General features: G+C 36.7%; 10 protein-coding genes. All 10 read right to left on the reverse strand.

What is annotated here, in order from left to right:
* Window position 1 precedes the first annotated feature (1 nt).
* Window positions 2–1,555: a glycoside hydrolase family 32 protein gene (locus B0M43_RS19890; protein ID WP_078007896.1), complete on the reverse strand. Its 1,554-nt coding sequence runs from the start codon at window positions 1,553–1,555 to the stop codon at window positions 2–4.
* Between the two features lie 20 nt (window positions 1,556–1,575).
* Window positions 1,576–2,973, reverse strand: a complete 1,398-nt coding sequence (locus tag B0M43_RS19895) for a DUF4960 domain-containing protein (protein ID WP_078007897.1) — start codon at window positions 2,971–2,973, stop codon at window positions 1,576–1,578.
* A 19-nt stretch (window positions 2,974–2,992) separates the two neighbouring features.
* The gene (locus B0M43_RS19900; RefSeq protein ID WP_078007898.1) at window positions 2,993–4,684 is read right to left on the reverse strand and encodes a RagB/SusD family nutrient uptake outer membrane protein; all 1,692 of its coding nucleotides are present in this window, start codon (window positions 4,682–4,684) and stop codon (window positions 2,993–2,995) included.
* A 20-nt stretch (window positions 4,685–4,704) separates the two neighbouring features.
* Window positions 4,705–7,809 (reverse strand): TonB-dependent receptor, encoded by a 3,105-nt coding sequence (locus tag B0M43_RS19905; protein WP_078007899.1) that lies wholly within the window; start codon window positions 7,807–7,809, stop codon window positions 4,705–4,707.
* A 23-nt stretch (window positions 7,810–7,832) separates the two neighbouring features.
* Window positions 7,833–9,440: a glycoside hydrolase family 32 protein gene (locus tag B0M43_RS19910; protein ID WP_078007900.1), complete on the reverse strand. Its 1,608-nt coding sequence runs from the start codon at window positions 9,438–9,440 to the stop codon at window positions 7,833–7,835.
* A complete protein-coding gene (locus B0M43_RS19915) occupies window positions 9,403–10,761 on the reverse strand; it encodes a sugar porter family MFS transporter (protein ID WP_065448986.1) in 1,359 nt (452 codons plus the stop codon). Before B0M43_RS19915 ends, B0M43_RS19910 begins: the two co-directional genes overlap by 38 nt.
* A 224-nt stretch (window positions 10,762–10,985) precedes the next feature.
* Complete coding sequence (locus B0M43_RS19920; protein WP_078007901.1) at window positions 10,986–13,730, reverse strand: substrate-binding domain-containing protein; 2,745 nt, start codon at window positions 13,728–13,730, stop codon at window positions 10,986–10,988.
* A 455-nt stretch (window positions 13,731–14,185) separates the two neighbouring features.
* Window positions 14,186–14,773 carry an LUD domain-containing protein gene (locus B0M43_RS19925; protein WP_078007902.1) on the reverse strand — a complete coding sequence of 196 codons (588 nt, stop codon included), beginning with the start codon at window positions 14,771–14,773 and terminating at the stop codon, window positions 14,186–14,188.
* Entirely contained in the window at window positions 14,763–16,166 is a 1,404-nt protein-coding gene (locus tag B0M43_RS19930) for a lactate utilization protein B (RefSeq protein WP_078008030.1), read from the reverse strand. Before B0M43_RS19930 ends, B0M43_RS19925 begins: the two co-directional genes overlap by 11 nt.
* A gap of 106 nt (window positions 16,167–16,272) precedes the next feature.
* Window positions 16,273–17,013 (reverse strand): (Fe-S)-binding protein, encoded by a 741-nt coding sequence (locus B0M43_RS19935; protein WP_078007903.1) that lies wholly within the window; start codon window positions 17,011–17,013, stop codon window positions 16,273–16,275.
* Window positions 17,014–17,165 lie beyond the last annotated feature (152 nt).

Below are 17,165 nucleotides of genomic sequence, written 5' to 3' on the forward strand. Positions count from 1 at the left end.
GTTATTCCGGTTGCGTAATCTGAAGGTTAGAAATACTACTATTTTGTCCTTCAGCAATTAACCCCCATTTATTTTTGTCTCTTCCGTAAATTCTATTCGTTAAAGCCACTTTTCCGTTGATGTAAAATACTACTACACTTCCTTCTGCAATTATCTCAACATCGTATTTGGTATTCGTTTGTAACTTAAATGGTATTGCGGTTACTTCCTGCGAGGCTGAATTGTATCCTATTATTTTCCCTTTGGCGATATCCAATACAATTTTATAATAACCTCCTGTTTCATTGGTATGAAAAACAAATCCCGAACTACCATTTGAACCGGATAAAGTAAGGTCTGCTTTTATTTTTGCTTTTTTACCTATAGTTTTAAACGTTACTAAAGCTTTATTTGTTGCCCCAGATAATGTATAAGTTCCGGATGTTGCTGTTACATCTCCTGAAGTTGCATCGACTTCGGGCGCTACTTTTTTAGAAAATACATCTTTTACCTTTTGTGGCGACTGCGTTGATAAGGTTCCATCAGCATTTTGCGTTAGCTCATGAATGACCATATTTCCCGCCCAATCTTTATTGCCTAAATCATTTTCAGGCGTTTTTCTGGCATTCCATCCAAAAACATATCTTTTGTTTCCGTCAGAAGCTGTTTTTCCGGCATAAAAATATTCGCCATCGATTCTGTCAATTTCCGGCGTTGTCCAGGGTCCGTTTATCGAAGTCGACATTTTGTAATGTGTTCCTTTATTAGCACTCCAGTTTTCAGAAAAAATCAAATACCAGTAACTTCCCATTTTAAAAATATCGGCACATTCCATCATCAGATAATTTTCCTGTGGAGTTGTGGTATAAATTGGGTTTTGCACGTCCCATTTTCCTGAAACCGGATCAGTACTTGTAAAATGCAGCAACACTGCTTTTCTTCCTGGTTCTGTTTGTGTGCTTACCAGCATCGAATATTTTTTAAGTTCTTCGTTGTAAAAAACATGCGGATCTCTAAAATCATAATTATAATATCCGGCTGGTGCTGTGATCTTAAATGAAGGAACTTTTGTCCAGTTTTTTAAATCAGAACTTGTCGCACATAAAACACTTTCTCTGGCATTTGACTGCACAAAAGCTGGCGTTTCATTATGACCTGTATAATAAAAGTAATAAATATTACCCACTTTTACAACTGATCCTGTGCCAATGGCAAAATCAGGATCAGTCGTTTTTCCAAATGGGATCATTTGGCCCTCGTAAGTAAAATGGGCTAAATCTGTACTTAAGTATTCATGAATATCATGAAATCCTGTTCCCGCAGGCTTATTTTGCGCATCGTGAAGAAAGTAAATATGGAATTTTCCGTTATCGAAAAATGGCATAATATCTCCTGTATATCCCGCGCTGTAATAAGGATCACCAGCACCCATCCATTGCGATGGCGGAACAGGAAAAATACTTGCTATCTCGGTATTTCCTCCTGAAATCGAACCTCCCGTATAGGTATCATCCTGACTGCATGAAGCAAGTGTAAAAAAGAGGGACGCTATTGTAATTATATTGCTGTATTTCATTTTTTTGAGTTGAAAGTAAATTATTTTTCAGCCAGATAATTGATGCTGTTTTGCGTCAAAAGTTTGATATTAGAAAGAAACTCATTTGACTGACTTGGTACTCCTGAGCTATTGGTTTCATTATACCAATCGTAAGCTCCCATCGAAATTACAATTACATTTTTATCCGTTCCTGTATTTGGAAACTCTGCAATGGTCACTCGTCCATTAAGGGCATCATCCCAGGCTTCACTTGCTAAGTTAGTCCCTCCGGTTTGGTTTCTCCAGCCTTCACCGTTTCCGTAACCTCCCCATTCCGGTAAAAACCACCATGCGGTATGATTTAACCTGAAAGTTCCGCCTTGCAGTAAATTGGCTTTTCCGGCTTCAAAAGTGGATAACCCCTGAAATATTGGATGATTTTCATGGCCTTTAAACGACATTCCCCAAGAACCTGCATCAACGTTTCCGTTTGGAGGAAAATCCCCGAAAACATTATTAGGTCCTTTTCCGGATGGAACAATTCCTAAAGCATCTACATATTGAGAGGCAAAAGAGGTTAAAAGTAAATTTCCTCCGTTTGTTCTGAAATTTTTTAAAGCGGTTGTTACAGCAGGTTTGTAGGCAATTGCCGGTAAATTGGCCGCGGAATCAAAATGCCACCATATTACATCAACATCGCTTAAATCTGAACCGCTTTCAATACTTGCAAATGAAATATATTTCGCTCCGCTAAAAGTGGAAAAGAACCAATTAGCAGCGGTAACTTCATCCATATTTGTAATTTCAGCTCTTGTTGTAGCAGTCCCTAAAAAGGCTACTACCAAACCTGCTACCGGAAGTCCTACATTGGCCGTATAGTTAACGCTTTTACCGTTTGAAGTCACTACAAAAGTTACAGAATTGGTAAAATCGATCGTAGTTCCTGAAACGGGCGAGATCGAAACTCCTTGCGTTAATTCGATTACAGGCTGAAGTGCTGTCAGGTTTGTATCTTCGGGCAATGTCATGGTAATAGTTTTGCTTACATCGTTTATTGCCGCGGCAACTCCATTAATAGTAAAACTTTTAATAGGACTTAAAACCACGGTTGTCACCGTATAATCTTTATACAAATTACCGTTTACTACTCTGAACTTTACAGGATTTGTAAAGTTTATTGGTGCAGTTAGATCCAGATTTGATGTTGCTCCTTCTGCCAAAACAACTTCTGGTTTTGCAGCCGTAATATCAGATCCGTAAGGCATTGTTATATTGATGGCTCCGGTTTTCTGGTCGATGGTTCCTGCAACTCCGTTTATTTTAAAAGAAGTAACATTCGATGGCGAATTGACATCAAAACCTCCGCTCTCAAAACTATTTTCGCAGGCTGTAAATACAAAAACGATAGCCAATACTGCAGCCACTTTGACCCAGTATGTATTGATAAGTTTTCTCATATTGATTTCTTAAAATAGATTAATAACCTAAATTTTGTTTGTACAATCCCTGACTGAAATTAATTTGCTTTAAAGGAATTGGGCAATACTCTTCTTTATGAGCATCAAAAAAGGCATCCTGATAGTAGGTACGTTTTGTTTTTTCTTCGCTGTAAAATGCATTCATTACTTCATCTGTAACACCCCAACGCACTAAATCAAAGAAACGATTTCCTTCCATAGCCAGTTCTAAACGGCGTTCCCAACGCAATGCTTTACGGGCAAAATCCTGTGTCCAGTTGCAATTGCTTCCGTCTACATACGTATTGATTTTAAAGTTTTTTACGTACGGAAGTCTTCCTGTACTTTGCGCTGCACGCTCTCTGATTTGATTGATTAATGGCAAAGCTTCTGATTGTCTTCCTAATTCAATCAGGGCTTCGGCACGCATTAAAATCACATCGGCGTAACGAATTTGTATTCTGTTTTTTGAGTTTCCGTAAAATGGATCGATATTGACCACACAACTACAGCTTGGCGCTACGTTTTCTTTTAATGAAGCAAAATAACCGTACGTTCCCGGAGATCTTACCCAGGCTTCTACGTACAAAAATTCAGGATCGTATTTATACGGCAAGCCCGGCATGGCCACGGTATGATACAATCGCGGATCAACAGTATTGGCATCTATATTTTTATAATCAAAATCCTGATCGTTATAGGTATCAAATTCCGGCAAACCATTCGTTCCTGTTTTAAAAGCATTTACTAAGTTCTGGCTTGGTTTATGAAAATCGCAACATCCTAAACCTTGTGGAGTTGAGAGTACATCTGAAAAATTTAATCTTCCGTATAAAGTTCCATCATTGTCTGAAAACTGAATGGAGAAAATAGATTCGGCTCCGTTTTCAAAAGTTCCAGGCAAAAAGTTATTGGCAAAATCAGGTTCTAAACTAGCTTTTCCAATTACTTTATCTGAAGCTGCAATTACTTCCTGTAAATGCTGTTGGTTGATTCCTGTTACTTTATACGTTTCATCCTGTGTATAAGCCTGATACAAACGTGTTTTTGCTAAATAAGCATAAGCTGCTTTTTGAGTAGCACGTCCCACTTGTGGCTGAGTTTCCGGTAAAGCATCGGCTGCAGCCTGAAAATCTTCGGCGATTTTGTTCCAAAGTTCTTCGTTTGAAAGTACTTTGTTTGAGATGGTTTTATAATTTTCTACCGGAATATCTTCTGTGATGTAAGGAACACTTCTGAACATAATTTTCAGCATAAAATAAAAATGCCCTCTTAAGAAACGCATTTCCGCCATACGTGTTTTTTTCAACGGATACTCAGCTTCTGAAATTTGTTCTAATGCTTTCAAAGCTTTGTTGGTTCTTGAAACTCCAACATAACTGATGTACCAAAAGTTGTCTAATTCGGCAAAATCAGGTCGGATATTATTGGATACTTCAAAAAAGTGAAAATCCTGAATATCATTCGTTCCGCTTCCGCCTTTGTAAGCATCATCAGAGCGAACGTTTCCAAAAGGCCATAAACTGTACGGCGAATCATAATGGTCGTTACCTAATTGCGCATAAGCCGCATTCATAAATCCTTCTACTGTTTGCGGTGTCACAATATCTTCTTCTGAAAGTACGCCACGAGGATCATTTTCCAGAAAATCTGAACAGGAACCCAAGATTCCAAGTACTAAAAAACCGGTTATATATAGTAATTTTTTCATGTTTTTTGATTTAATCTTTATTATAAAGTAAAATTAAGACCAGCCGTAAAAGTGGTTGGCTGCGGATATCCAAATCCTGCGTTTTCAGGATCTACACCAGTAAAACTTTTTGCATCAATGATCAATAAATTTTGTCCGCTGATGTACAATCTAAAGCTGTCGAAATTCATTTTTTTCAATAAATCTTTTGGCAGGCTATAGCCAAATTGCAAAACACGAAGTTTAAGATAATTTCCGTTTTCTACATAATAAGTCGAAAATCTTGATTCTGCATTTCGGTCTACAGTGGTTAAAGCAGGAATCGTAGAGTTTGGATTGTCTAAAGACCATGCGTTTAACAAACGGGTTCCTTTGTTCGAACCTACGTCATCAACACTCCAGAAATCAGTTTGGTATTTGGTGTTGTTAATCACATCTACATTACTTGCTCCTTCCCAGAAAGTAGTAAAATCCCAATTTTTATATCCTAATCCTAAATTAAATCCATAAGTCAAGCCCGGATTTGGATTTCCTATCCATGTACGGTCTTTATCTGTAATTACTCCGTCACCGTTTAAATCTTTGTAACGAATTCTACCAAGGCCTTTCCCTTCCTGATTGGCCGAGTTGTCTACTTCATCCTGACTTTTAAATAAGCCATCAGTAACATAACCGTACATTGAATTAATTGGACGACCTAAAATATTATCGTTTAATCCGTCTCCTCCGTAATTATTTCGTACTTCGTCCGGTAATTTTGTAATCTTATTTTTATTGGCCGAAACATTTGCCGAGATATCATATTTTAATCCAAATGAAGTTTCGTCATGGTATCCTAAAGTAAATTCCCAACCTTCGTTTTGCATCGAAGCACCGTTTACCCAGCGATTTCCTCCTTCGCCAATTACTCCTAAATAAGGAGGCAAAACCAAAATATCATCTGTTTTCTTGATATAATAATCTACAGAACCACTTAATTTTTGGTTGAATAATCCAAAGTCTAAACCGATGTTGGTTTGTGTGGTTGTTTCCCATTTCAAATCATCATTTCCGGATTGAGTTGCAATAAAACCTGACGGAAGTAATCCGTTTCCGTTTCCTGCAATATCATAAGCCGTACCGTAAGAAGTTGCCCATGTCGGACTTCCGCCTGCATAACTGGCCAGGTATAAACTATAAACTGCGGTGTTGCTAATTTCCTGATTTCCGGTTTGTCCCCAACCTGCTCTTAGTTTTAAATCAGAGAAAACAGGTGCATTATTTTTAACAAAATCTTCGTTACTGATTCTCCATCCTGCTGAAATTGCCGGGAAGGTTCCGTACTGGTTATTTTTACCAAAACGAGACGATCCGTCACGACGAATAGTACCGGAAAGTAAGTAACGATTATCAAACTCATAATCTATTTTTCCAAAGAAAGATAGTAACGAATATACGGTCGATGTTCCGCTGGTAAACGATTCTCCGGTTCCTGCATCAGGATACATATAATCAGGAGTTTCGATCAGGAAATCATTTTTACGCAAAGTTGTTGTATCAAAAACATCTTTGTACATCTCTGTTCCTGCCATAAAATTCAGATTGCTTTTTCCTAAATTCAAACTGTAAATAGCAGTATTGGTCCACGTCCATTTATCGCTCAACGACTGATCAATGGTTACCGATGTCTGATCGTTTTGCAAATAACCCGACTGGTAACTTCTTTGCAGTGTACGTTTTTTATACGATCCGTAATCGATACCAAAACTACTCTTGATGTGCAGGTTTTTAATGATTTCTAAGTCGGCATACATATTTCCGAAAAGACGTAAATAATCATAGTTATTGTCTTTGTTGTATTCTAAAAGACGAACAGGATTTTGTCTGTCGTTCATTCCCCCCACTGGTCCTCCCCAGCCTTTTCCGTCTACGGTATGTACCGGAATTATTGGCAATGCGCGAAGTGCCGGATCCAGAACTCCGGGATCTGTAACTTCATTGGTACGGGTCATCGAGAAATTTTCGCCAATAACCAGTTTCCCGTCAAAATATTTATACGAACCGTTCATTCTGGCAGAAATTCTCTGGAAATCAGTCGTTTTTACAACACCTTCATTTCCATAATATCCCAAAGAAAAAACATAACTTCCTTTATCTGAGGCATTTGAAACTGATAAATCATACGAATTTGCTATTCCGGTTTGCGAGATTGCATCGTACCAGTCTGTATTTGAAGCTTTCAGGGTTTGATTGGCATCTAAATATTCAGGAACCAAAACTTTGTTTAATTGTGGTTTGTTATTGTTTACCGACCAATCAAACTGATAGCGTAAATTATTGCTGTTTGGATTTAATCCGTCGTTGATATTGGCCTGCCATAAAGCCTGCCCAAACTGATTGGCATTCAGCACTTCCTGTTTTCTTGAATAATCAGAAATGGAGGTATAAGTGCTAAAATTAATTCTCATTTTACCTTCTTTTCCTTTTTTGGTCGTAATAATGATAACTCCGTTTGAAGCTCTTGAACCGTAAATACTGGCCGAAGAAGCATCTTTTAGAACCTGAATTGTTTCTATATCACTAGAGTTTAGTTCGTGCATTCCGGATTTTGTTGGCATTCCGTCAATTACATAAAGAGGATCTGTGTTGTTTAAAGTTCCTACACCACGAATGACCACTTTTGTATTTCCTCCGGATGGCGAACCGTCAGACGAAACTTTTACTCCGGCAACTCTTCCCTGCAAGGCTTTTATTGGGTTAGGTTCCGGTTGCTTCATGACTTCCTTCATGTTGACAACAGCAACAGCTCCTGTAATATCAGTCTTTTTTTGTTTTGAATATCCAGTTACAACAACTTCATTCAACTGATTATTATCTACTTTTAAAATGATGTTGAACACCTTTTGTCCTTTAACATCAATCGATTGCGGTGCAAATCCTATGAAAGAAATGACCATTTTTGCATTTTCAGCTACATTTTGGAGGGAAAAATTTCCATCAAAATCTGTTACTGTACTGGTATTGGTTCCAGAAATAAGCACAGTGGCTCCCGGAAGTGGCATTCCGTCGTCTGACGAAATTACCGTTCCTTTAATTCCGCTTTCCTGTGCCGTCATCGCCAGCATAGGAAAAAAGAAAAACAGAAAATAAATGAGTTTGGTTTTCATAGATAGTGGTTTTGTTTTTAAGGTTAGTTTATATTTAATTGGTTAATTTCTAAGTTGTTCAGCTCAACTCCATTGTTTGAAGAAACAGTAAGAGAGGTATAAGGCTCGTTGGGGAAAAAGATTTCGGTAATTACTTTTTCGCCATTGTTGTAAAATATTTCAATAGATGTTTTGTCCAGAATAATTTTAAAAAATCCTTCTTTTTGACTTCCGTCTAAAGCTGCCTTGGTAATTGTTGAAGCAAATTTTTCAGAGAAATCAATTTTTCCTGATTTCGAACGATCTAAAAACAAGTAGTGATCTGAATTATTAATTCCGAAAGTCACTGCTTCTCCATTCGCATTTGAAAGTGTAAAAGTGTAAATATCCTGTTTCAGATTCTTGATATTAAAATGAAGCATCGCTTTTGTTAAATCGATTTTTCCTGTTTCAATAAGGGTTAACTTTCCTTTTCCTTTCAGGCTCTTCACTTTTATTGTTTTACCAATATATGTATTGATTTCTTTTACGGGATTATTCACCAAAGTATAGTCGTTTCCTTTTTTTATTACCTGAAGTTCGCGGGCAATTGTGGTACTGCTTCTCCAGGATTGTGTTGGAACTTGCTGCGCATATTCCCAGTTTGACATCCAGCCAATAAACAATCTTCGTCCGTCAGCACTTGGTATATTATTCCAGGTAACGCCAGCATAATTGTCTTTTCCGTAATCCAGCCAGGCCGCTTTTTCTGTGTCTATTTTTTTTGCGAAATTAGAATCTAATGTAAAAGTTGTGCCATCAAAATCACCAATAAAATATTGTGTTCCTGAACCTCCGTTTGCTCCTCCGGGATTCAAATTCTGAATCAAAACCCATTTGGTTTCATTGGTTCCTTTTACTTTTATTTCAAAGAAATCCGGACATTCCCATACACCGCCATGAGCACCAATATTTTTTCCGAACTCAGATAAATATTTCCAGTTTTTAAGATCTTTAGAAGCATAAAACTGATTACGGTCTTGCGCTGCCAAAGCCATAATCCATTGTTTATGGGTTTCATCCCAATTTACTTTTGGATCACGAAAATCGCGAATCCCGGGATTTTTTATGACAGGATTTCCTTCCTCAAATTTCTGCCATGTAAAACCATTATCATTTGAATATGCAATATCCTGTTGTTCAACATCAATCTTACCTTCTTTTTCTTTTGTCATATCATGCAGCGTATAAATCGCTACAATTGGAGCTGTTTTGCCATTCCCTAATCCCGATGTATTATGCGTATCTACAACAGCACTTCCTGAAAAAATATATTTGTCTTTGTCCGGATAAAGCGCAATTGGCTGCTCTTCCCATTTAATTAAATCTTTACTAATCGCATGCCCCCAGTGCATTGGTCCCCAAACACTTTTTTCAGGATAATGCTGATAATACAAATGATAAACTCCATCAGCATAAAACATTCCGTTAGGATCATTCATCCATCCATTTTTTGGTGTAAAGTGAAAATTAGGACGATACATTTTTTCTTCTGTAGCTATTGAAGTTGAGACAGCAGTTGTTTGTGCAACAGCCGTATATGATTTACAAGCTCCTATTGATAATAGTACGGCACTATATAATGCCAGCGGCAGATGTTTCTTTGATGTCATTTTTTTTGATATTTTTTTTGGTTAGATTTTCACTTAAAACTTCTAGAGAAATTCCTTTAGTTTCCGGCATTATAAAAATTACAAATAGTAACTGCAGGACCATCATCAGTGCAAAAATTAAGAATACGACTTCGGGTCCAATTTCTGAAAACAACATTGGAATTAAAGACGGAATAATCGCCGCTAAAACCCAGTGTACCGAACTCCCAAAAGCTTGTCCTGAAGCACGAATGTGATTAGGGAAAATTTCTGAGATAAACACCCATATTACAGCTCCCTGGCCAATGGCGTGCGATGCAATAAATAAGAAAAGAAAAGTGGGCACTGATAATCCGCCCCAGTTGTAATAAAAGGAAGCAGAAACCAATCCTAAAGATATGATATAACCAACTGAACCAATGTACATTAACAACTTTCTTCCTAATTTGTCAATTAATGCTACTCCTATCAGGGTAAATATAAGATTGGTGATTCCGATTCCTATACTGCTTAGTAAAGCTGTATTTTGTCCTAAACCTGCTTCTTCAAAAATTCTTGGTGCGTAATATAAAAAGGCATTGATTCCGGAAAACTGATTGAAAAACGCAATTAAAAACGCCAGAATCAATGGGAAACGGTATTTTTTCATGAAAATATTCTCGTGTTTGGTAACTCCGTTTTCTCTTGAATCATCCATGATGTCTTTAAGATCAGCAGTAGGATCAATTTTAAACAAGACTTTACGGGCTTCTTCATCACGGTTTTTAGACAATAACCATCTTGGACTTTCCGGGATTGTAAGTATGAAAAGAATATAGATAAGAGAAGGAAAAGCCTGAACTCCTACCATCCAACGCCAGGCATTTTCGCCAATATCTTTTAAAAAGTAATTGGATATAAAAGCAATTAGAATTCCCAATACAATATTAAACTGATACAAAGCTACTAGTCTGCCGCGTTTGTCTGCCGGAGCAATTTCAGACACATAAGCCGGAGCGGCAATAGTCGAAGCACCAACTCCTAAACCGCCAATAAACCTGAAAGCGGCAAAAACAATAGGATCGTTTGCAAAAGCGGCACCAATGGCAGAAATAAAGTATAGAATCCCGATCCAGAACAATGTTTTTTTACGTCCTATTTTATTGGTTGGAATTCCTCCAAAAATGGCACCTATAACGGTTCCCCACAATGCCATTGCCATAACAACAGAACCGTGAAAAGCATCAGATGAATGCCATAAAAGCTGTAATTGTTTATCAGCTCCAGAAATAACTACGGTATCAAAACCGAATAGAAAACCTGCCAGTGCAGCAGTAACAGACCAAATCAATATCTTATTCATTGTAGATGTATTAAAAACTTGTTGCTAAGATATCCGCAAAAAAAACAACTTATTTTTAATGATGTTACAATTTAATTCTATAATTATTGATAGTTTGCTATTTTAAGTTAAAACCGTTTATTTACAAGGCTTTACGTTTATTAAAATTTATTTACGAAAACCATGTAGTTTCGATTTTGTTACATTTAATACAAAATTGATACATGAAAAGATACGTTTTTGTACTAATTTGAATTAGAGGATTTGTATTCTTTTGGCGAAATTCCAAATTTATTCTTAAAAGCGGTAGAAAAATAGTTGGGAGAAGAGAATCCAAGTGAGTAGGCAATTTCAGAAATATTCATCTCATTTGATTTTAAAAGCTCTGCAGCTTTCTCTAATTTGACATTATTGATATGATCGCTAATATTAATACCGATAATCGCTTTTACTTTTCGATACAACTGAACTCTTGAAACACTTAGTTTGTCTGCCAAATCTTCGACAGAGAATTTAGGGTTTTCGACATGCATCTTAATAATATCATTCATTTTGGTAATAAAAGTCTGTTCCTGATTACCAAATTTCGATTCGGGTTCGATACGATAAATGTTATTGGTATAATAATAACGAAGTTTTTCTCTGTTGAAAAGCAAACCGGAAATGGATTGTTTTAGAATAGAAAGACTAAACGGTTTGGTAAGATATTGGTCTACTCCGCTTTGCAATCCTTTTAAAACAGCTTCTTTATTGCTTTGCGCCGTTAGTATAATAATGGGAATATGCGAAGAGCGCAAATCCTTTTTCAGCTCTTTGCTAATTTCATAACCGTCTTTATCGACCAGGTTGATATCGCAAATGATAATATCAGGCACTATATCCATTGCTTTTTCAATAGCGTCGCTTCCGTCAGAAGTATGCACTGTATATTCATTCGATAATTTAGCTCTTAAAAAAGTGACCAAATCATTATTGTCTTCTATAATTAAAATCGAATGTTTCTCTGCATCAGAAATAACATGTACCTCATTTACATCTGATTCTATATCAAGATTATCTGTTATTAAACTAGGCGTTATATTTAGGTTTTCGGCTTTGCTTACGATCTCAGAAGGCTGCAAATGGCTGTTTCCTTTTAATAAAGTAATAACAAACTCACTTCCCTGCTTTGATTTTAGTTCGATGGTTCCGTGATGCAAAAGAACAAATTCCTTAGAAAGATGAAGTCCGATTCCTGAACTGTTTTTATTATTATTCGAAGCTTTAAAAAACGGACTAAACACATTAGAAAGTTCATTCTCAGGAATTCCAATTCCGGAATCCTTGCAGCTAATTTTAACCGTATTGTCCTGATTTTCGATAATCGAGATCGTGATTTTTCCGTTATCAGGCGTAAATTTAAAAGCGTTCGAAAGCAAATTAAAATAGACTTTATCCATCAGTCCTTTATCAATAAACAATTCCAGATTTTTATTTTTACAAATAAGCTGAAAATCAATATTCCTGCGAACCGCTTCTCCCCTAAAATTGGTCATTATTTCATTCGTAAAATCACAGATCTTAGTATTTGAGGCTCTTAAAGTAAATTTTTGTTCTTCTATTTTTCTAAAATCCAATAACTGATTGATTAATCTGAGTAATCTGTTTGAGTTTTTATGAATGAGTTTTACTTCATCAATAAGTGCTGTTCCTTTAATTTTTTCATTTTCGATTAAAGACTCAACATAACTCATAATAAGCGTTATTGGAGTTTTAAATTCATGCGAAAGTCCGGTAAAGAAATTTAGTTTTGCTTCGTTGCTTTTCTCGGCAACCTTAGCCATTTCCTGAATTTCATTGTTCTGGTCGATTACAGTCTGATTAATTCTTTCCAGTTGTTTTTTCTTTCTCGAAATAGAAATCGTCGAATAAATACTGTAGATGGTCAGACTCAAAATAATCACCAGGAAAAAACTCAGTAATCTCACCAAATTGTTTTGCGAGGCATATTCTCGTTCCTGTACTTTTATGGCACCTTGCTGCGACTCGATAACCACTTGCTGCTGATCGACTTTATCCATTTGGTTTTCGATAATTTCAGCATTGTTATGGTCGATTACAATAGTATTGAGGATATTGTTTTTTGAAATCGGTTCTTTATTGTACATTTTCAAAGCCAGTTTCAGCGCTTCATTTCCTCCTGTTGGATATAAAATAGTTCCGTCTAAAACGCCGCTCTTTACCAATTCGATACCGCCATTTACCGAATTTAAGCCGTCGACTCCCAAAAACTTAATTTTATTTTCAAGACCTACTGTTTTAGCTGTTTCCCAGGCGCTCAATGCCATGCGGTCGTTGTGAGCGAAAATGTATTCAACATCAGGATTTTGTAAAAGAATAGCTTTTAACGGTGCTGTTACCGATTCTTTTTCCCAATTGCCGTGAATAGTATTGACAACATTCATACGTTTATTCCCCTGAATGATCTGACTAAAGCCCAGACTACGTTCATACGCAGGCGACGAACCATTTGCTCCTGTAATTTCGATAATTTTACCCGAAGCTTTACTATGCGAAATAATATATCGGGCAGCAATTCTTCCTATTTCGATATTATCTGCGCCAAGATAAGCGGTGTAGTTTTCGCCATCAATTTTGCGGTCTACCACCAAAACGGGAATTCCGGCTCTTATCGATTTTTCGACAACGGCTGTTAAAGGTTGGGACTGAATTGGAGATACGATTATTACGTCTACTTTATTGGCGATGAACTTTTCGATATCGTCGATTTGTTTGGCGACATTATTATTGGCATCGCTAATTTTTAAATCGACTTCTGGACGTAATGAAGCTTCAATTTTCATTGAACTGGTCATTTGTTTGCGCCAATCATCTGTGGTCATGGCCTGAGAAAATCCAACCTTAATTTTATCTCCTTGTTTCTGAGTACAGGAAACTAAACTTAATGATGCTAAAAAAAGCAGCAAAATATATTTTACAAGTGAATACATGAATTATGAGTTTATGTAATGAAAATGAGTTTTCAAAAAAAAAATACCTTATTAGACCAGCAACCTGTCAAAATAATTAGGAAGGATTATTTTGTGCTGACAAGCGGGAAGGCAATATATAATTAGGTAAAATTAAACTTTTATTTGATGTACACAAACGTTATCGTATATCTGTAAACAAAAAAAAGAGGATAGGGAATCCTCTTCTAATTATCTCTATAAACTATGCCATGCAAAATTTTACAATAGATTAAAAATAAACTTACAATTGAACTATATTATTTCTCCAAGTATGTAAAAGACTGAATAGCGTACAACTTTAGTTGGATGGGAAAATAAATTATAACGAAAGGGCTTTAGCCAAACAAATATTATTTTGGCTAAAGCCCTATTCTATCAAATCTGGATTTTCCAGCTAAAGCTGGAGCCTATTCAAAATACTTTGCGTAACGATCTTAATCCAATAAAAAAACAATCAATCCTCTTGCGCCATGCGCTCCCAAAACCAATGATTGTTCGATATCAGCCGTTTTTGATGGTCCGGCAATAAAAGTTCCGAAACCGTATTCCTGATTTCCAATTCTTTCGTAAGCCTGATGCATTGTTGCGAGAATATCTTTTTTGTGTACGATGATGGCTAAATACTGTGCAATAAACGGCGATACGCGCTGTCCTAATACATCATCTGTCACCCAAAGCGCACTATTTTCGGCTACGCCAAAATGGGCTTTAATCACATTCAATTCGACATCCTGAAGCGAATGCGGATCATCGTTTGTCCAGTTTAAAGCTGCGATTTCTGCAAGTTGCGGAATTGTTGTGATCAGTCGTTTTTGCAGATTATAATTGGTTTTTATGTATTCGATGATGTCAGCATAATTCGACACTTCAACAGGATCTCCGCCTATATTTTTGAGTACCGTTTTATAAGTTGAAAGCACATCAGGATTCTCTGAACTTAAAAGATTCAGATCAGGCAAATTAGTGATAAAAGCAGGTTGATTTTGCTTTATTTTATTTAAAATATCTGCTTTAGTACTCATTGTCTTTTGCTTTTGCTTCTCTTGAATTTTTCTTGTACCATTCTCTAAAAGATTCCTCGGGAACTTCAGGCATTTCGCGCTGATCGTACCATTTGTTCATTTTATTATTGACCAGACCGGGAATATTTTTCATTACAAAACGACCTGATTTTCCGGCAATATTAAAAATAGTAGGATTCGCTAAAACTGTTGCCATCGTTTTCATTGCAACGGTTTTGGCTGTTGGCGTATGTCCTTCTTTTACTAAAACCTGACGCCACTTGTACAGTTGATCGTGTATATCAATTTTTACCGGACAAACATTGGTACAAGAACCACAAAGTGTACTTGCGAAAGGTAAGTCGGCATTTTTGCTCATGTCTAAATTGGGTGCTAAAATAGAACCAATTGGTCCTGCAACAGCATTATGGTAACTGTGTCCGCCACTTCGTCTGTAGACCGGGCATGTATTCATACACGCGCCGCAACGAATACATTTGAGGGAATTTCTAAAATCTTCTCTTCCTAATTGGGTACTTCGACCATTATCGACAATCACGATATGAATTTCTTTGCCGTCTCTTGGTTTCTTAAAATGACTAGAAAATGTGGTAATAGGCTGTCCTGTTGCACTTCTGGCTAATAATCTCAGAAACACACCTAAATGTTTACGCTGCGGAATCAGCTTTTCGAATCCCATGCAGGCAATATGAACATCGGCAAGATGCGCGCCCATATCGGCATTTCCTTCATTGGTACAAACGACAATTTCACCGGTTTCTGCAATAGCAAAATTGACTCCGGTTAAAGCTACTTTTCTTGTCAAGAAAGTATTTCTTAAACTCAAACGAGCCGATTCTGTTAAATATTGAGGATCGATGTTTCCTTTTTGTGTACCTAAATGTTCGTGAAACGTTTCGCTGACATCTTCTTTTTTAAGGTGAATAGCGGGCAAAACAATATGGCTTGGCGGTTCTTTTCGAAGCTGTACAATGTATTCTCCTAAATCAGAATCGATTACTTCGATGCCTTTTTCGGCCAGATAATCGTTTAAATGGCATTCTTCGGTAAGCATCGATTTTGATTTCACCATTTGCTTGACATCATGTTTTGCCATGATCGAATGTACAATTTCGTTATGCTCTTTTGCATCGGCTGCCCAATGTACTATTATACCGTTTTTCTGTGCATTGGCCTCAAATTCAATCAAATAATCGTGAATGTTTGAAAGCACATTATTTTTAATTTGTGAAGCAGTTTCGCGAAGTAATTCCCAATCGGGAATTTGATGTGCCGATTTATCCCTTTTTTCACGAACAAACCAAAGTGTTTCATCGTGCCAGTTGACGCGTTCTACATCTTTGTTAAAACGTGTTGCGGCTTCGCTGTGCGGTATAACTTTTTCTGATGACATCTCTTTTTGTTTTTTTACCATTAAGATATTAAGTTCATAAAGCTTTGCCTTAATTTACTTAATCTCTTAATGGTGAAAAGAAAATTAAGCTTAATTTTAAAATTACTTAGTTTTCCAACGAATTTAATATTTCGGCGATATGAATGGTTTTGATGGGGCTTTTTTGTCTTTTTAAAATTCCTTCTAAATGCATCAAACACGACATATCTCCGCCTGTAATATAATCTACGTGATGGTTTTCATGGTCTTTTATTCGGTCTTGTCCCATTTTTACCGAAACAGCTTCTTCGGTCACACAAAATGTTCCTCCAAATCCGCAACACTCGTCTTTTCTGGATAAAGAAACCAAATCTAATCCCTTTATATTGTGTAGTAATTGTTCCGGTTTAGAGAAAAATGGCGCATTAAGTTCGGTCATCTGCGAAAGCTTTAATCCGCGTTGACCGTGACAGCTTACATGCATTCCTACTCTATACGGAAAATTTCCATCTATAGAATCAACCTTCAGAATATCGGTAATAAACTCCGTTAATTCAAAAACTTTTTTGCGCATTGCTGCAGCCAAATCTTCCTGTTTTTCATCATGCAAATGGTCTTTTACATGTAAAACACAACTTCCTGACGGACAAACGATATAATCAAATTCTGAAAAATTAGCTATAAAGTTGGCATCGCAGCCTTTGGTTAAATATTGGTATCCGCTATTGGCCATAGGCTGTCCGCAGCAGGTTTGTCCCATCGGAAAGTGAACTTCGCAACCTAATTTCTGTAAAAGTTCATAAGTTGCAATCGCTACTTTTGGGTAAAACTGATCGACATAACACGGTATAAAAAGTCCAACTTTCATATTCTTGGTATTTTAAAACACATAATAACTATGTGTTAAATATTTTCTCTCGCAGATTTGGCAGATTCTGCAGATTTATTTTTATTTTTTAATCTTTGGCTATTATTTTATTTCAGGCAGATCTAATTTCATTTTTGTCATCCTGACGAAGG

The sequence above is a fragment of the Flavobacterium sp. KBS0721 genome (assembly GCF_002007065.3).
GTDB lineage: Bacteria > Bacteroidota > Bacteroidia > Flavobacteriales > Flavobacteriaceae > Flavobacterium > Flavobacterium piscis.